18 protein-coding genes are annotated in these 16,530 nt (G+C 64.7%); 4 read left to right on the forward strand and 14 right to left on the reverse strand.

Features of this window, described 5'->3' with window-relative positions; genetic code table 11:
• Nucleotides 1-67 precede the first annotated feature (67 nt).
• From ACK4SV_RS08590 to ACK4SV_RS08605, 4 genes are all read right to left on the reverse strand, one after another.
• Nucleotides 68-664 (reverse strand): ATP-dependent Clp protease proteolytic subunit, encoded by a 597-nt coding sequence (locus ACK4SV_RS08590; RefSeq protein ID WP_409917408.1) that lies wholly within the window; start codon nucleotides 662-664, stop codon nucleotides 68-70.
• Nucleotides 665-760: 96 nt separating this feature from the next.
• Nucleotides 761-2,599 (reverse strand): DNA helicase RecQ, encoded by a 1,839-nt coding sequence (recQ, locus tag ACK4SV_RS08595; protein ID WP_409917409.1) that lies wholly within the window; start codon nucleotides 2,597-2,599, stop codon nucleotides 761-763.
• 92 nt (nucleotides 2,600-2,691) lie between these two features.
• Nucleotides 2,692-2,991, reverse strand: coding sequence for an addiction module antidote protein (locus ACK4SV_RS08600; protein WP_409917410.1), 300 nt, complete (start codon nucleotides 2,989-2,991; stop codon nucleotides 2,692-2,694).
• A 3-nt stretch (nucleotides 2,992-2,994) separates the two neighbouring features.
• On the reverse strand, nucleotides 2,995-3,285 hold the full coding sequence (locus tag ACK4SV_RS08605) for a type II toxin-antitoxin system RelE/ParE family toxin (protein WP_409917411.1): 291 nt from the start codon (nucleotides 3,283-3,285) through the stop codon (nucleotides 2,995-2,997).
• A 177-nt stretch (nucleotides 3,286-3,462) separates the two neighbouring features.
• Between ACK4SV_RS08605 and ACK4SV_RS08610 the strand changes: the two genes are divergently transcribed.
• Both ACK4SV_RS08610 and ACK4SV_RS08615 read left to right on the forward strand, forming a co-directional pair.
• Nucleotides 3,463-4,158, forward strand: a complete 696-nt coding sequence (locus ACK4SV_RS08610) for a pirin family protein (RefSeq protein WP_409917412.1) — start codon at nucleotides 3,463-3,465, stop codon at nucleotides 4,156-4,158.
• A 114-nt stretch (nucleotides 4,159-4,272) separates the two neighbouring features.
• Nucleotides 4,273-4,740 (forward strand): hypothetical protein, encoded by a 468-nt coding sequence (locus tag ACK4SV_RS08615; RefSeq protein ID WP_409917413.1) that lies wholly within the window; start codon nucleotides 4,273-4,275, stop codon nucleotides 4,738-4,740.
• A gap of 173 nt (nucleotides 4,741-4,913) precedes the next feature.
• Here ACK4SV_RS08615 and ACK4SV_RS08620 read toward each other — a convergent pair whose 3' ends face one another.
• The 6 genes from ACK4SV_RS08620 to queC all read right to left on the reverse strand — a co-directional run bounded on the left by ACK4SV_RS08620 (nucleotide 4,914) and on the right by queC (nucleotide 9,507).
• Nucleotides 4,914-6,269 carry a mechanosensitive ion channel family protein gene (locus tag ACK4SV_RS08620; RefSeq protein ID WP_409917414.1) on the reverse strand — a complete coding sequence of 452 codons (1,356 nt, stop codon included), beginning with the start codon at nucleotides 6,267-6,269 and terminating at the stop codon, nucleotides 4,914-4,916.
• A 131-nt stretch (nucleotides 6,270-6,400) separates the two neighbouring features.
• The gene (locus ACK4SV_RS08625; RefSeq protein WP_409917415.1) at nucleotides 6,401-6,883 is read right to left on the reverse strand and encodes a hypothetical protein; all 483 of its coding nucleotides are present in this window, start codon (nucleotides 6,881-6,883) and stop codon (nucleotides 6,401-6,403) included.
• Nucleotides 6,884-6,958: 75 nt separating this feature from the next.
• Nucleotides 6,959-7,471: a curlin-associated protein gene (locus tag ACK4SV_RS08630; protein ID WP_409917416.1), complete on the reverse strand. Its 513-nt coding sequence runs from the start codon at nucleotides 7,469-7,471 to the stop codon at nucleotides 6,959-6,961.
• A gap of 289 nt (nucleotides 7,472-7,760) precedes the next feature.
• Nucleotides 7,761-8,156, reverse strand: a complete 396-nt coding sequence (locus ACK4SV_RS08635) for a 6-carboxytetrahydropterin synthase (protein WP_409917417.1) — start codon at nucleotides 8,154-8,156, stop codon at nucleotides 7,761-7,763.
• Nucleotides 8,156-8,803 carry a 7-carboxy-7-deazaguanine synthase gene (gene queE / locus ACK4SV_RS08640; protein WP_409917418.1) on the reverse strand — a complete coding sequence of 216 codons (648 nt, stop codon included), beginning with the start codon at nucleotides 8,801-8,803 and terminating at the stop codon, nucleotides 8,156-8,158. Before queE ends, ACK4SV_RS08635 begins: the two co-directional genes overlap by 1 nt.
• Entirely contained in the window at nucleotides 8,800-9,507 is a 708-nt protein-coding gene (gene queC, locus ACK4SV_RS08645) for a 7-cyano-7-deazaguanine synthase QueC (protein ID WP_409917419.1), read from the reverse strand. Before queC ends, queE begins: the two co-directional genes overlap by 4 nt.
• 225 nt (nucleotides 9,508-9,732) lie before the next feature.
• Here queC and ACK4SV_RS08650 point away from each other — a divergent pair, with 225 nt between their 5' ends.
• Together ACK4SV_RS08650 and ACK4SV_RS08655 are read left to right on the forward strand one after the other, a co-directional pair.
• Nucleotides 9,733-12,651, forward strand: coding sequence for a TonB-dependent receptor (locus tag ACK4SV_RS08650; protein ID WP_409917420.1), 2,919 nt, complete (start codon nucleotides 9,733-9,735; stop codon nucleotides 12,649-12,651).
• 146 nt (nucleotides 12,652-12,797) lie between these two features.
• Nucleotides 12,798-13,940: a PQQ-dependent sugar dehydrogenase gene (locus ACK4SV_RS08655; protein WP_409917421.1), complete on the forward strand. Its 1,143-nt coding sequence runs from the start codon at nucleotides 12,798-12,800 to the stop codon at nucleotides 13,938-13,940.
• Nucleotides 13,941-13,985: 45 nt separating this feature from the next.
• Here the strand turns inward: ACK4SV_RS08655 and ACK4SV_RS08660 are convergent, their stop codons facing one another.
• The 4 genes from ACK4SV_RS08660 to tsaB form a co-directional block, all read right to left on the reverse strand.
• The gene (locus tag ACK4SV_RS08660) at nucleotides 13,986-14,399 is read right to left on the reverse strand and encodes a Fur family transcriptional regulator (RefSeq protein ID WP_409917422.1); all 414 of its coding nucleotides are present in this window, start codon (nucleotides 14,397-14,399) and stop codon (nucleotides 13,986-13,988) included.
• Between the two features lie 57 nt (nucleotides 14,400-14,456).
• The gene (locus tag ACK4SV_RS08665) at nucleotides 14,457-15,344 is read right to left on the reverse strand and encodes a dienelactone hydrolase family protein (RefSeq protein WP_409917423.1); all 888 of its coding nucleotides are present in this window, start codon (nucleotides 15,342-15,344) and stop codon (nucleotides 14,457-14,459) included.
• Between the two features lie 73 nt (nucleotides 15,345-15,417).
• The gene (gene rimI / locus ACK4SV_RS08670; RefSeq protein ID WP_409917424.1) at nucleotides 15,418-15,879 is read right to left on the reverse strand and encodes a ribosomal protein S18-alanine N-acetyltransferase; all 462 of its coding nucleotides are present in this window, start codon (nucleotides 15,877-15,879) and stop codon (nucleotides 15,418-15,420) included.
• Nucleotides 15,876-16,526 carry a tRNA (adenosine(37)-N6)-threonylcarbamoyltransferase complex dimerization subunit type 1 TsaB gene (gene tsaB / locus ACK4SV_RS08675; RefSeq protein ID WP_409917425.1) on the reverse strand — a complete coding sequence of 217 codons (651 nt, stop codon included), beginning with the start codon at nucleotides 16,524-16,526 and terminating at the stop codon, nucleotides 15,876-15,878. The genes rimI and tsaB overlap by 4 nt, the downstream gene beginning before the upstream one ends.
• Nucleotides 16,527-16,530 lie beyond the last annotated feature (4 nt).

The raw sequence follows: 16,530 nt of genomic DNA on the forward strand, positions 1-16,530 counted from the left end.
TAAGGTTAACGCCCGATCTTCACCGGCAAATCTTACCGTCCGGCAAACGCGCCGGAACGGAAATGGCTCAGCTGATCTCGCCGCGATGGCTGACGATCTTTCCGACGAGGCCGTATTCCATCGCCTCGGCCGCGCTCATCCAGAAGTCCCGGTCGGTGTCCTTCTTGATCTGATCGAGGCTCTTGCCCGTTGCGTCCGCGAAGATCCGGTTCAGGCGCTCGCGCATCTTGATGATCTCGCGGGCCTGGATTTCCACATCGGTCGCCTGGCCGCCCACGCCGCCGCGGGGTTCGTGCAGCAGGTAGCGGGTGTTGGGCAGGGAGTAGCGGTTCTCCTTCTTTGCCGCCGAATAGATCAGCGCGCCGGCCGAGGCGACCCAGCCTGTGCCGAGCACTTTCACCGGCGCGGAGACGAATTTGATCATGTCATGGATCATGTCGCCGCTCTCGACATGGCCGCCGGGCGAGGAAATGACCAGCAGGATCGGGTCATTGCTCTCGGCCGAAAGGGCGAGCAGCCGCTCCGACACCATACGGGCCTGTTTGAAGTCGATCCCGCCGGTCAAGAGGATCGTGCGCGACTTGAACAGCGCGTTCTCGATCAGCGAGTTCGGGCTCGCGGAGGCCGGGGTTTCTGTTTCGTCGTCGAGGCGAATGCGGGTCATGCAGGCTCCGGGGGAATCTCGTTTGAAATCTGGCCATATAGGTGCGGTGCCGGAGGCAGCGGGTCAAGGCGCCGGGCTCACTATTCCCCAGCGCGCTCAGGCGTTGCCTGCAACGATCCGGGCGACGTCCTCGGCATAGGCCTGCGCCTTTTTCTCTCCGACGCCGCTGATTTCGGTGAGGGCCTGCGCCGAGGCAGGCCGTTCGCGGGCGATTTCGGCCAGCGTCCGGTCATGAAAAATGACGTAAGGCGGCACGCCGCGCGCCTTGGCGAGGCTGGTGCGCCAGCTGCGCAGGGCCTCGAAAATCGCCTGGTCGCGCTCCGAAAAGTCCGCCAGCACGGCCATCCGGGCGGCGCCCTTGGCACGGCTGCGGCGGCGGGGAGCGGTCACATCCTCGCGCAGGGACACCGCGCGCTCGCCCCGGAACAGCGCGCGGGCGGCATCAGCATCCGGCACGATGACCACGGGGCGCATCGCTTCGCCGCCCTCGGCGATCAGCCCTTCGAACATCAGCGCATCGAATACGCGGTTCCAGCCCTGGCGGGGCAGGTCCTTGCCGATGCCGAAGGTCGAGAGGGTGGAGAATTCGGTGTCGAAATCATCCTTTGCCTCGCCCAGCAGGTGCTGCACCAGCCGCCCTCGCCCGATGCGCTGGCCGCAGCGCAGAACGGCGGAGACTGCCATCTGCGCCCAGCGGGTCGCGTCATGGCGCTCGCCAAGTTCGCCCTTGCAGGCATCGCACACGCCGCAGGGCTCCACTTTTTCTTCGCCGAAATAGCGCCGTACCGCGCCCCGGCGGCAGTCATCGCCATTGAAGAAGGCAAAGAGCTGGCGCGTCTTGGTCAGTTGGACGCGCCTCACTTCGTCCGGCGCATCGCTCGAATAGGTCCATTGCAGCGAGCGGTTCATGTCCGAGGGCCCATAGAGCGCGACGCCCTCGGCCGGCTCACCGTCGCGCCCTGCCCTGCCGACTTCCTGCCAGTAGGCTTCCAGTGTCTTGGGCGGATCGGCGTGGATCACGAAGCGCACATCCGGCTTGTCGACACCCATGCCGAAGGCGACAGTGGCGCACATCACAAGGCCTTCCTCCAGCAGGAAACGGCGCTGGCGCTCGGCCCGCAGCCCAGCCTCCAGCCCGGCATGATAGGCCAGCGATGGCACGCCGGCTTTCTCCAGCGCCTCGGCGAGGTCTTCCACCGCGCTGCGCGTCGCCGCATATACGATGCCGCTCTGCCCGGCGCGCGCCTTGACGAGCTGGACGACGCGGGAGGTGCGGTTGCCCACCTTGGGCTCAGCAGAGAGGATCAGGTTCGGCCGGTCAAAGCTCGCCACATGGACTGCGGCGTCTGCCAGGTCGAGCTGCTGCAGGATGTCCGCGCGCGTGCGCGCATCCGCCGTTGCCGTCACCGCCAGGCGCGGCACGCCGGGGAACAGGCCCTTCAGGCGCCCCAGCGCGCGGTAATCCGGGCGGAAATCATGGCCCCACTGGCTGACACAGTGGGCTTCATCGACGGCAATCAGCGAAATCTTCATGCGCGACAGCCGGTCGGCCAGCCCGTTGCCAAGGCCTTCGGGGGACACATAGAGCAGGTCCATTTCGCCCCGCGCGGCAGCCTCCAGCGCGGCCGCGCGGGCGTTGAACTCCATCGAGCTGTCGAGGCGTTCGGCCCGCACACCGGCGAGCTTCAGCGCGTCCACCTGGTCTGCCATCAGCGCAATCAGCGGCGAGACGACGATGCCGACGCCTTCGCGCAGGAGCGCCGGGATCTGGTAGCAGAGCGATTTGCCGCCCCCGGTCGGCAGCACGGCGAGCGCGTCCCGCCCCGCCAGCGCATCAGCGATCACATCCTCCTGCAGGCCGCGAAACGCATCATAGCCATAAACGCGTTTCAGGAGCGCGCGGGCATCGGCAAGGGTCGGCAGCGGCGAAGGCATACCCCAGCCTTCTGAGGAGATGCGCGGAAGAGGGCAAGGGGTGGGCAGCCATTCTTGCCGAAAGACGGCAGGTCGAACCAGCGCCTGAGTATTTACTCTGCAGGCGGCGGCACCGGTGCTATTGTCAGCTGAACGCCGAGCGCCTTCGCTACCCCGAGAAGTGTCGAGAGCTTCGGGTCACCGTGCTCACCGAGAGATTTATAGAGCCCCTCGCGGGTTATCCCTGCAAGCCTCGCAACTTCCGTCATGCCGATCGCCCGCGCGATATCGTTCAGCGCCTGCTTGATGAAGGCTTCCTCTCCCTCCTCGAACGCTGCCGCAAGATAAGCAGCCCGGTCTTCGGGCGTTTGCAGATGATCTTGAATGTCGAACTTTGTTGTTTTCAGCGCCATGCTTCAGAGCTCCCGTGCCAGTCTTTTCGCGGTCTCGATGTCCCGGTCCTGAGAGCCCTTGTCGCCGCCGCAGAGCAGGATGACCACGAGCTTGCCCTGATGGACGAAATACACCCTGTAGCCCGGCCCGTGGTCGATTTTCATTTCACTCACGCCTTCACCGACAGCTTCGACCTGTCCCGGATTTCCGCCCTCCATCCTTCGAATGCGCGTCAGGATGCGGGCGCGGGCCTGCCTGTCTCTCAGACCGGATAGCCATTTATCGAACAGTTCGGTTTTCCGGACTTCGATCATGTGTATCCTTTAGTTTACAGTACGCAGGTGGTCAAGGTCATGTGAACTACAGACTACAGCCCCCGCCGCCAATTCATGCGCCCCTCGCATGAATGCTATCGCGCCTGCCCCCTGCCCCTGCGCCCTGCTATGCCCATATAGAGCCCAACTGCAACACCCCAGACAGGGAGGCTTCCCATGATTGAACTCCGCCCCTTCGAAAAGCTCGGCCGGTTCCGCAATGACTGGCTGAACGCCCGTTATCACTTCTCCTTCTCCGGCTATCATGATCCCTCGCGGGTCCATCACGGCGCCCTGCGCGTGTGGAATGATGACGAGATCCAGCCCAACACCGGCTTCCCGCCGCATGGCCATGAGTCCATGGAAATCATCACCTATGTCCGCAAGGGCGCGATCACCCACCGGGATTCGATGGGCAATCACGGCCGCACCGAAGCCGGCGATGTCCAGGTGATGAGCGCCGGCTCCGGCGTGCAGCATTCGGAATGGAACGCCGAGAATGAAGTGACCGAGCTGTTCCAGCTCTGGATCATCCCGCGCATCCGCGGCGGCAAGCCGAACTGGGGCGCCCGCAAATTCCCCAAGGGCGACCGCTCCGGCCAGTGGGTCGTGTTCGCCTCCGGCGATGGCGGCGGGGACAGCCTGCCGATCAACCAGGACTCCAAGGTGCAGGGCGCAACCCTCAAGGCCGGCGAGACGCTGACCTATGACCTGAGCGCAGGCCGCTATGGCTACCTCGTCGTCGCCGATGGCGAAGTCGTGCTGAACGGGAAAACCCTGAAAACGCGCGACGCAGCCGCCATCACCGGCGCCGAGACGCTGACGCTGGAAGGCGTCAAGGACGCAGAACTGGTCCTCGTCGATACGATCTGACCCGTCACGGCCTCGTGACTTAAACCGCGCGCCGGGAAGTGTTATGTCTCTGGGCTGACACTCTCCCGGCCGCTTCTGGCCGGCGAGACCCGTGCACCCAAAAGGAGCCCCGGAATGAAAGTCTCTGCCCTTGCCCTGATCCTGATGGCCGCTGCCCCGTTTGCAGCCGCAACCGAAATCGCCGTCAGCTACTCACCAGAGTTCACCGAAAAACTCGAAAAAGATTACGGCCTGCGCGAAGGCGAAGTGCTTTCCAGCCGCGTCGAGCGCGACCTGACCCGGCAGCTGCAGCGCCGGGGCGTGGATGTGTCCCGAATCGAAGTGACCATTCTGGATGCCCGCCCCTCGCGCCCGACCTTCAAACAGGCCGGCGACCAGCCGGGCCTCGACATGTTCCGCTCGGTCAGCACCGGCGGCATGAAGCTGAAGGCGGTCGCGTTTGATGCCTCCGGCGCGCCGATCGGCGACCTTGAGTATCGCTGGTTCGAGAATGACATCACCAATGCCGGCCTGACGACCTGGCAGGATGCGGGCCGCGCATCCGACCGGTTTGCCCGGCGGTTCGTTCAATCCCTGAACTAGGATATCGGGCCGGTTCGCTGGACCGGCCCGATAGCTCGAAATGCTGATACACCTCATCACAGGGCTACGCTCATCCTGAGCGAAGTCGAAGGATGGGCAAAGCAGAGCTGACCCACGCCCCGGCTCGTCCTTCGCCTTCGCTCAGGATGAGCCTACCGATACCTCAGCGCAGACTAGCTTCCCGGCTCGATCCGGACGTTCAGCGTGTCCGGCGATTTGAGGTACAGGTCGCGCTGCGGGATCGGGATGTGGATCTCGTGCTTCTCGAGCGCGGAGTGCACGGCCCAGACATAGTCCGCCATGACCTTCTGGGGACGGATGACCCCTTCATCCGTCAACCAGACGATCAGCTCGAATTCGAGGCGGAACTCGCCGAACTTCACCAGCCAGACCTGCGGCTTGTGATCGCCCCGGTCATCGAAGGTCCAGGGCACGGAGGCAGCGGCTTCAAGGCCCGCCTTCTCGACGATTGCCTTGTCGGTGCCATAGGCGACGCCGAACGGCACATGGATGCGCCGGCGCTGTTCGGTCATCGTCCAGTTGATCAGCTGGGCCTTTATGAAGGCCTCGTTCGGCACGATGATGTCGAGATTGTCGTTGGTGGTGACGACGGTGGAGCGGAAGTTGATCTCCTTCACCTGCCCCATCAGGCCGGACTGAAGCTCGATGAAATCGCCGACTTTCAGCGACTTCTCCATCAGGATGATCACGCCGGAGATAAAGTTCGAGAACACCGATTGCAGGCCGAAGCCGATGCCGACACCGAGCGCACCGGAGAAGAAGGTCAGGGCCGTGACGTTCACGCCGACAAAGTTGAGCGCGATCAGCACCGCGACGATCATCACCCCGATCTTGATGCTCTGGCCCAGGATGCCGCCGACCGAGGCCGGCAGGTCCGAGGCGCTGCGCAGCTGGGAATTGGCAAGGTTGCCCGTCAGCCAGCCGAGCCAGAGCGCGAACCCCGCCAGCGCAAGACTGGTGAAGATGCGCAGCAGGGAAACTTCGCTGTCGCCGAAATCGATGACGGCGGCGTTCAGCGCATCTGCCACCGGCCGCAGCCAGCCGACGATGTAGAGCGCGGTCACCACCCAGGCGGAGTAGGCCACCGCCTTCGACCAGAAGCCGCGCCGCATACTGGCCGTGAAGATACGCACGACAATCCAGGCAATCAGCAGCGCGGCGGCGACATGCAGACCTTCATGGCCGAGGCCGACAGCCTCGAGCACCAGCACAAAGATACCGAGGAGGATCGCCGTGATGACCGCCCAGACGATGCGCGAGAGCGACATGTAGGCGAGCAGGATCAGATCAATGCGGCCACGCTTGCCGGCGGCGTCCATCAGCATCTTGCGCGGATAGCGCGAGAGGAGATAGCCGCCCACGCCCGCCAGGATCAGCGCGCCGAGCTGCCATAAGGTCGCCTCGGACATCAGCGCCGTGGTGAATGTCTCGAGCAACCGGCCCGCAAGCGATTGCGCCGCCGCAATCACCGGGGCGGCCGTCTCCGGCTGCAGCAGGTCAAGACTCATCGGCCCTTGCGATCCTTGTTCCCGACGCTGAGTCGTCGCGCCGGAGCTTACCGGCCCCGCGCCCACAGGCGCAAGGGCCGCAAGGGATTGCCGGCAGGCTCAGCCCTCGAGGCAGGGCAAGCTTGCGGGGCTCACCGCCATTGCCGTGTATCGCGGCAGATCAACCGGCCCGCCGTGTCATAGACCCTGAGATCGGCGCGAAAGCCGTAAGCGCCAACCGGCAAGGCACCGGGACGGCTGCCGGAGCTCGAGATCACCGTCGTGCCCGGCTGGGCCGAATGGACACTGGACAGCGGCATCCTGTTGAGGGACCTCAGCGGCGACGCACCCACATGCACGCGCGAGAGCTGTGTCGGCCAGGCATTATAGGGCGAGAAGCTGCCGGACTGGTCCACGAACAGCTCGCCGTTTCCGCCATCCTGCCGGATCGTGAGCTCATAGGATCCCGCAAGGCGCGGCGCCGCGTAGGCCTGCAGCACGCCCTGGGCCGGCCCGCTGCGGACATCGATCCAGCAGGTTTCGGACCCCTGCGCCGAAGCCGGTCCCGCAAGACCGAACGGCATGGAGGCGGCAAGCGCGAGCATCAATCCGCGTTTCAGGGTCTTGGCCAACATCGTCATACTCCTTTTCTGGCTCCGTTCCGGGGCGCGATGGGGCAGGCGCACTGCGCGCCTGCCCCGCTCGGCCCGTCAGTGGCTGCCCTGGATGACAAGGGCGACATTGCCCCGGCCCGACTGGTTCACATTCGCCTGCTGGCCGGCGCCGACTTGAATCACGCCCAGCGAATTGCTCGTGCCCGTCTGGTTGGTCGAAGCGGTATGGCCATGGCCGATCTGGGCGACGCCTACCGTATTGTTGCGCCCGGTCTGGACCGCGCTGGCAGCATTGTGCGTCCCTTCCTGGCCGATCACGGCGGTGTTGCGCTGGCCAAGCTGGTCGGCATAGGCGGCATTGCCATGCCCGCCCTGCCCGACCGTGACCCCGTTGCGGGAGCCGGCCTGGATCGTCTGGACATACTGATAGGTGCCGCGCTGGTCGATATAGAGGCGGTTCTGCGGGCCGGTCTGGCGGGCCGAGAGTTCATTGGCATAGCCGGACTGGTTGATATTCACGCGGTTGCGCGACTGCGCCTCGGCAGCGGGCACGGTGGCCGCCATCAGGGCGAGGGCGGTGCCGGCAACGAGCAGGGATTTCATCAGCATGGGTCAGTCTCCTTTGGTTTGCGTCCCGGCAGGGTGTCCTTGCCGTTCGTCCGGACACTGACCGGCGGCGCCTGAACGCCCCCGGAGCACCGCGTTCACCGGGCGTTTTCTTTCAGGGGGGGCTTTGCGGCCTGGGGGCTACACTCCGTCATCCCGGAATTTGCGCAGCAAATGTCCGGGAGCCAGAGGCGGGAATATGGTGGCGTTTGGTCGATGCCGGGTCGCGGTCTTCGTGCCGGTGGCCCGAAACAGGGATGACGGGGCCGTGGAGTCCCGGTCTTCGCGGCGATCAGCCCCGCTTCAGCACCAGCTCACACCGCTCATTCAGGCTCGGGCGGGCGACGGCGATGCGGGCGAGGCCGGGGAGCGACGGGGCGAGGTCGGCGGCGGCCCAGAGGCAGATGCGCTCCAGGGTCGGCACGTCCAGCCCCTCGATCTCGTTCAGCAGCCGGTGATCGAGCTTGGCGGCGGTGGCTTCCAGCGCGGCGGTCAGCCGGCTGAAATCCTCAACCCATTGCTCGCCCGGCTTCACGACGCCTGCCACGGTGGCTTCCAGCCGGAAGGAATGGCCATGCACCGAGCGGTAGGGATGGCCTTCGGGCTTGCCGGACATGTAATGGGCAGCCTCGAAGGTCACCGCCTTCGAGATCTCGAAAACCTGGCCCTCTGCCTTCAGGCCCCCCATCAGGGAAGCCCGGTCAGTTTGTGGGTTTGCAAGCTCAGCCGCCATTTCGGGTTCTTCAGGCAATAGTCTGCCGCCGCCGCCACATGGCTGACGCCGGGTCCGTCGTCCCTCGGTTGGAGGAAAAAGTGCTGAAAGTCCAGCGCCTCGAAGCATCCGGGCTGCGCCTCGGCCTCGTCCTGGGGGAAGACCAGCTTGAGCTCATCGCCCCGGAGTTGCGCCAGCGGGGCGCGGCCCTTGGGGCTGATGCAGATCCAGTCGATCCCCGCCGGCGCAGCGAGAGTGCCGTTGCTTTCAATCGCGATCTCGAAGCCGGCTTCGTGGAGGGCGCCGATCAGGGGCGGGTCAAGCTGCAGGAGCGGCTCACCCCCCGTGCAGACGACATAGGGCCGCCCTGCCCCGCGCGCGCCGGCCTGCCAGAGCGCCTGGACATGCGCGGCAAGGTCGCCCGGCGTGGTAAACTTGCCGCCGCCGGGGCCATCGGTGCCGACAAAATCGGTGTCGCAGAAACGGCAGACGGCGCTGGCGCGGCCCTGCTCCAGCCCGTTCCACAGGTTGCAGCCGGCAAAGCGCAGGAACACAGCCGCCCGCCCGGTCTGGGCGCCTTCGCCCTGCAGGGTGTAGAAGGCTTCCTTGACGCTGTAGGTCATGCCGCGTCCTGCCAGCGCTGCCAGCCTGCGGCGCGCAACTCGCAGGCCGGGCAGGTGCCGCAGCCATAGCCCCAGGCATGACGCTCGCCGCGTTCGCCAAGATAGCAGGTGTGGGTCTCCTCCAGGATCAGCCCGACCAGCACATCACCGCCCAGTTCCCGCGCTCTCTGCCAGGTCGCCGCCTTGTCGAGATACATCAGCGGAGTCTCGATCCGGATATCGGCGCCGAGGCCGAGGCGGAGGGTTTCCTGCTGCGCCCGGATCGTCTCGAGGCGGCAGTCCGGATAGCCGGAATAGTCGGTCTCGCACATGCCGCCCACAAGGACGCCGATCCCCCGGCGGACCGCCAGGGCGCCGGCGAGGGTGAGAAAGAGCAGGTTGCGGCCCGGCACGAAGGTGTTCGGCAGGCCGGCATCGGTCATCCGGATTTCGACATCATGGGTCATGGCGGTCTGGCCGAGGGATTTCAGGACCGAGGCATCGACGACGTGATCTTCGCCCAGCCGGGCATCCCATGCGGGCAGCGCCGCACGAAGGGCGGACAGGAATCGCGGGCGGCAGGCGAGTTCGACGGCATGGCGCTGGCCATAATCGAATCCGATGGTTTCGACCCGGTCATAGCGCTCCAGCGCCCAGGCAAGGCAGGTCGCCGAATCCTGGCCACCGGAGAAAAGGACAAGCGCAGAAGAGAGGGGATCAGACATTCCGCCGCTGTAACAGCCGGTGTTGATCAGGCCAAGGCGACGCGAGGGAAACCGTCACTATTTTGACACCTTGGCCAAGAGTTTGGCGTCTCGCGAGGAGAGGCCAATTGACACATTGAGCCTCATGGCCTTCTGATAGCGTCGAAGCATCCCGCAAAGAGGATGTCTCGTCAGACACAGAAACATTCGGAGCCGGCAAACGGCCCGAGGGGAGGAAAATTCGAAATGAGCCGAATCACAGACTCGAAGTGCGTCTTGTTGGCAGGGGCGTCTGCACTGGCCATGAGCTTTGTCAGTGTTGCCTATGCCCAGGAGGATACCCCGGACGAAGCTCGCCGCCTTGGTACGGTCACGGTCACCACGCAGAAGGTTGAACAGTCCATCCAGGACGTTCCGATTGCCGTCTCCGCCTTTGATGAAGAGATGCTCAAGAAGATGCAGCTCGATGGCGGCCCGGACCTTGTGAAGGCGATCCCCAACTCGAACTTCACTGCCGGCAATTTCGGCGGCTTCAACTTCCGCATCCGGGGTATCGGCGTGGACGCCGTGGCCCAGTCCGGCGATGCCGGCGTCGGTGTTCACCAGAACGACGTGCCGCTGCAGGCCAATCGCCTCCTGGAAGCCGAGTTCTTCGACATGGAGCGGATCGAGGTGCTGCGCGGACCGCAGGGCACGCTGTACGGCCGGAACGCAACAGGCGGCGTGTTCAATGCCATCACCGCAAAGCCGGTCTTCGAAGAATGGCAGGCGAATGCCACAGTAACGCTCGGCAATTACAACACGCGCAAAGTGCGCGGCATGCTGAACGTGCCGATTGGTGACCGGATCGCCCTTCGTGTGGCCGGCAACTATCTGGAGCGCGACGGCTATGCCACGAACACTGTGACCGGCTCCCCGATCGACGGTCGGGAACTATACGGCGTGCGCGCGACACTTGCCGCCGAGCCGACTGACCGGCTGCGCGGCTGGCTGATGGTCGAGCATTTCGAAGCCGACGATAACCGCCTGCGCGCCGGCAAGCAGCTCTGTGCCAAGGACCCGTTCAAGACTTCCTTCCAGGGCGTTCCGATCGGACCGCTGGATCAGCTGGTAACCTCGCTCGGCTGCCGGGAGGCGCCGCTCAGCCAGAGTAATGATCGGGTGAACTCCGCTGCGACGCTCGGCGGCGGCCTGGCGATCATTGCAGGCCTCCTGAACGGAGATGCCTTCACCGCGCCGTTGGACCGCAATCTCCGGAACATCGAATCAGCGTTCGATCCAAGCTACAAGGCTGACCAGACCCTCTACACTTGGAAGGCGGAATTCGATGTAAGCGACGCCCTCAAGCTGACCTATCTCGGCAGCTATAGCGAGACTTCCCTCGCCTCGCTCGAAGACTACAACAAAATCGCGCCGACAATTGCCTTCAATGCAACGGCAGGTCCCTTCGCCGCGGTACCGCCCCTGTACGGGCTGCTGTTCCCCGGCGGGGTCGTGACTGATCCGCAACTTGGGTCATCCAACCTGTTCCGGACGTTCGATATCGCCGGCGCGTCCAGCGAACAGACGACGCATGAAATTCGACTGCAATCGGCCTTTGACGGGCCATTCAACTTCAACCTCGGAACCATTTTTATGGATTTCGAGTCGATCAATCCGCGAAGCCCGACGGATGGCTACCACGTCCTGTCCAACTCGCTGACGGCCCTGACCCAGATCAACAATGCTGCGGGCGGTGCTTTCTTCGGCGGGCAGGTGCCACTTGACCTCGGCACGGGCGGCGTCCCGGTGTTTGCCGGCGCCACAACCGGAGCGGGCGGTAACTACTTCCGGTCGCTTTCGCCGTTCCGTCTTGAGTCGTTTGCCGTGTTCGGTGAGGGCTATTACGATGTCACCGATAATCTGAAGCTGACGCTCGGCCTGCGATACACGGACGACAAGAAGGAACAGGATGTCATCCCGACCTTCCTGTTCACACCCGTTGCAGCCATCCCTGGGGGCGACCCGCTTGCCCCGCGGCCGATCGCGGGCGCTAGCCCGGATGCGGGCGGTGACGGCTCCATCAACGCCAACTTCAAGGAAACGACTGGCCGGTTTGGCTTGGACTGGCGTCCGGACCTGGCGATGACGGACGATACCCTGCTCTACGCCTTCTACTCGCGGGGCTATAAGGGCGGCGGTATCAACCCGCCCCAGCCGGCCGGCGCGAACCTGTTCCCGCAGACCTTCGATCCGGAGTTCATCAACTCTTACGAGATCGGTACGAAGAACACGCTGTACAACGGGGCCCTGCAGCTGAACGCGACAGGTTTCCTCTATGACTATCAGGGCTACCAGATCACCCAGATCGTCAACCGGTCGTCGGCGAACTTCAACATTGACGCCGAAATCTACGGCCTTGAGATCGAGACTGTCTGGAACCCTGTCTCGACCCTGCTCATCAACGCCAACCTTGGCCTGCTGAACACGGAGATCAAGGACACCTACGCGATCGACGTGCTCGACCGGACAAATGGCCGAAATGACCTCGTTACGATCAAGGATGCGAGCAGCTTTGCGAACTGCGTAATTTCGGCCCAGGGCTATCGCACGGTGCTCGGCGCTATTGCCGGCAACCTGCTTCCGGCAGGCGCCACACGTGGCATCTGCAACGGCCAGCTTGCAGCTGGCGTGGGAGGCAGAACCGCACTCGAGGGCCTCCTCGGACTTTCCGGTCAGACAGTCACAGTCCGGAACTCGGACGGCGGAACAACAACCTATTCCGCACTCCAGCCCTTCGATGGCGAGGCCAAGGACCTGTCGGGCAAGTCGATCCCCGGCGCTCCGGAAGCCACGTTCAATGTGGGTGTCGAGTACACTTGGGACCCAGGTTCGTTCGGCGACTGGGGCCTGACCGGCCGGGTCGATTACTACCGGCAGACAGAGAGCTTCAGCCGTGTCTGGAACACCGGCCGCGATCGCCTCGAGAGCTGGGACAACCTGAACCTGACCTTCTCATTCTTCAACGATCCGAAGGGGCTGAAACTCGACCTCTTCGCGAAGAATATCGCAAATGATGACATCATCACCGGCGCCTACCTGACCGATGACTCCTCGGGCCTGTTCACGAACATCTTCCTGAAAGAGCCGCGGACCTACGGTATCGCCCTGTCGAAGTCCTGGTAATTTGGGGCCAATAGGCCTTCAGATCCTCAAAGGCGGGGCAGCTCTTCACAGGGCTGCCCCGTTTTCTGTTGGCCGGCGCCACCGGAAGCCCTATGTGTCCCGCAGGTGAGCCCCCTCCCGAACCCTCCCAGCCAACAGGAGCCGGCATGTCCCCCTTCGCCAGATCTCTTTTCCTCGCCCCGCTTGCCGCCGCGCTGATCGCCTGCACGGGCGCCGGCGCTGCCGACCAGACGCCGGTTGTGAGCAGCGAAATCTCCCTCAGCCTCGAGCATGTGACCGACGCCGAACAGCCCTGGGGCATGACCTTCCTGGCCGATGGCGGCCTTTTGTTCACGGAAAAGGAAGGCGGCCTGAAATACCTCGCGCCCGGCGCAAGCGCGGCCGCTGGCGTCTCCGGCCTTCCGCAAGCCTTCACCGCGAACCAGGCCGGCTATCTGGGCATCGCCCTCGATCCGGCCTTCGAGACCAACCGCCTGGTCTATGTCGCCTACTCTGCCGGAACCCAGGACGATAACACCACCGCAGTTGTGCGCGGCGCGCTGAATGACGCCCGGGACGCTCTCGAGAATGTCGAGGAAATCTTCCGCGCCGATCCGCGCAATACCGCCTTCCACTATGGCGCGCGGCTCGTCTTCGCGCCGGACGGAACATTGTTTGTCGGCCTGGGTGAAGGCTTCCGCCTGATGCAGGAATCCCAGAACCCGGCGAACACGCATGGCACGATCGTCCGCATCAACGCAGACGGCTCTATCCCGGCGGACAATCCGTTTGCGGATGGCGAGAACGGCCACCCGGCTGTGTGGTCCTACGGCCACCGGAATATCCAGGGTATGGTCTATGATCCGTCCACGGACACCCTCTGGGCGACCGAGCACGGACCCAAGGGCGGCGACGAACTCAACATCATCCGGCGGGGCGCCAATTATGGATGGCCGGCCATCACCTATGGCGTGAACTATGATGGCAGCATCATCACGACCGCCACGGAAGCCCCCGGCATGGAACAGCCGGAAGTCTTCTGGGTGCCGTCCATCGCGCCTGCCGGCCTGACGATCCTGGCAAGCGACAAATATCCCGGCTGGGAGGGCAGCCTGTTCTCTGGCGGCATGAACGGGCCGGCCGGCCTCGTCCTTGTGCGGATCGAAGTGGAGAATGGCCGCGTGACCGGAAAGGAAGACCTGCTGAAAGGCGAAATGCCTATCCGCGATGTTGTTCAGGGCCCGGACGGATACCTCTATGTCGCCCACAAGGATTTCGACGGCATCTTCCGCGTTGTTCCGGAACTCTGATCCGCAGGCGGCAGATTCGTTGACGGCCCTGCCCCGGCGGGGCCGTCAGTCCTTTTCCTCGATCCGTACGCCGTAGAGCTCCAGCCGGTGATCGACCAGCCGGTAGCCGAGCTTGCGGGCAATCTCGACCTGCAGCTGCTCGATCTCCTCGGAATGGAACTCCACCACCTCGCCTGATTTCACGTCGATCAGGTGGTCGTGGTGTTCTTCCGGCTTTTCTTCATAGCGCGCCCGGCCATCGCGGAAATCATGCGCCTGGATGATGCCGGCATCCTCGAACAGCTTCACGGTGCGATACACCGTCGCCAGCGAGATCGACGCATCCAGCGAGTTGGCGCGCCGGTGCAGTTCCTCGGCGTCCGGATGGTCATCCGAAATCGACAGGATACGCGCAATGATGCGGCGCGGCTCCGTCATCCGGAGGCCTCTTTCGATGCAGAGTTTCTCAAGTCTGTCCATGAGCCCTAGATGCCCCTTGTCGCCGGGATTGTCCAGTTCAAGCGATCCGGCGCCTGCCTAGCCGAGATGCGCCGCAAAGAATTCGAGCGTCCGGCGCCAGGCGAGCGCCGCGGCCTCGGGGTCGTAGCGCGGTGTCGTGTCATTGTGGAAGCCGTGCTGGGTGTCCTTATACCAATGCACTTCGTAAGCCTTTCCGGCGGCCTTCAGCGCGGCCTCATAGGAGACCCAGCCCTCATTGACGCGCGGATCATCGCTGGCGAGGTGGATCTGGAGCGGCACTTCCAGACGGGCCGCCGCTTCGCCTGCCGGCCAGCCGCCATAATAGGGCACCGACGCGCTGAGCCAGGGCAGATCGACCGCCAGCTGGTTCGAAATCGCCCCGCCAAAGCAGAAACCGGTAACCGCAACTTTTCCGTTCACCGCAGAATGGTCCCTCAGGAACTCCGCCGCCGCCACGAAATCTGCATACATCTCCTCGCGGGTCCGCTGGGCCTGCAGGGCGCGCCCGTCATCATCATTGCCGGGATACCCGCCGAGCGGAAAGAGCGCGTCCGGCCCGAAGGCGACATATCCCGCGCTCGCAGCGCGGCGCACCACATCGCGGATATAGGGGTTCAGCCCCCGGTTCTCATGAATCACCAGGATGGCGGGCAGCGGCCCGGTCGCCCCCGCCGGGCGCACGAGATAGCCGCCCATCGTGCCCGCCCCTGCTGGCGAGGGATAGGTGATGTCTGCTTCGACGAGGCCCGCCTCGCCGGGCTGGGTTTGCAGGCGGTTGTAATCGGGCATCACGCAGGCCGCGAGCATCGACACCGTGATGCCGCCGCCCGCAAAGGTGCTGAGCTTCGAGAAGAATGCCCGGCGGGAAAGATCACCATGGCAATACGCATCATAGAGCGCGAAGACTTCCTTCGGGATGTCAATCTTGGGGGTGCCGTCTGCCATGGCCGTGTCTCCTCGCCTGTCTGCGGGGAAGTATAGGCTGGCTTCCGCCGGGGGCCACCCTTTCAGCCTGCTCTTAACGGATGGGAGGCCGTGTAAGCAGTAATGACATCAGAACAGCGTCCGCCGGCGCCGCCCGCCCTGCCGTATAATATCCCCGCCGGCGGCCATCCTCGGTGAAGCCGAACCGGGCGTAGAGCCGCCGCGCGGGCGTGTTGTCCTCGGCCACTTCGAGCATCAGGCGGCGCGTGCCTCTGTGCTCATGCTCGCCGATCAGCGTGCCCAGCAATCCGGCGGCGAGCCCCTGCCCGCGCCGTTCCGGCGCGGTAGCGATGGTGAGGAGTTCTGCTTCGCCTGCCACCTCCTGCGTCAGGGCAAACGCGATCAGGGCATCGCCCGCCCAGACCCCAATCGCCCGGGCACCTTGCGCAGAGAGCGAGCCATGCATAGCCGCCGCGCTCCACGGATCGGGAAAGCAGCGCGCATGAAGGGCTGCCGCCGCCGCAGCATCCTCCGGCCCCAGCCATGCCTCGTTCATGCGTCATCCCTTGGCCCAGGCAGCGTCGCATCCGGCGCGCGGGCATAGACCGGCGCGGGCGGATGTTTCGCCGGGTCGAGCCGGGCCGCTTTCAGTGCTGCCGTCACAGCGCTCGGCCGCATCGGGCGCAGGTCGAGATTTGCGGCAAGCTCACCGAGCGCGTCGGCGCCGTCCATGAACACCGGCGCGTGGAACCCCCGGAGCATCGCGGCCAGCGCTTCAAGGCCCGCTTCCTGAACCGGCGCCAGGCCAATGTCGCCGCTGACGCCCTGCACCCACCAGATCTGGTCCGGCGGCCTGCGCTGGGCCATCAGTGCGCCAAGCGCCGTGCCCGCCATGCCTGCCGGGATTGCAGCCTCGAGGCTGGTAATCCCCACACACGGCGCGCCCGTCACGAGCGACAGGCCGCGCGCATAGGCAACGCCGATCCTCAGCCCCGTGAAACTGCCCGGCCCGGTAACGACCGCAAACCGGTCGACATCGCCGAACTCCGCGCCCTGCGCCTTCAGAAGCGCCTCAGCAAAGCCCGGCAGCACTTTCTCCTGCCCGCGCGGCAGCGACTCCCGCGCATCCGCGAGCAGCTCCCCATCGCGCACGAGGGCCGCTTCGAGCGTCGTGAAGGCTGTATTGAGGGCGAGCACCAGCATGGTG

The sequence above is a fragment of the Hyphomonas sp. genome, from assembly GCF_046313735.1.
GTDB lineage: Bacteria > Pseudomonadota > Alphaproteobacteria > Caulobacterales > Hyphomonadaceae > Hyphomonas.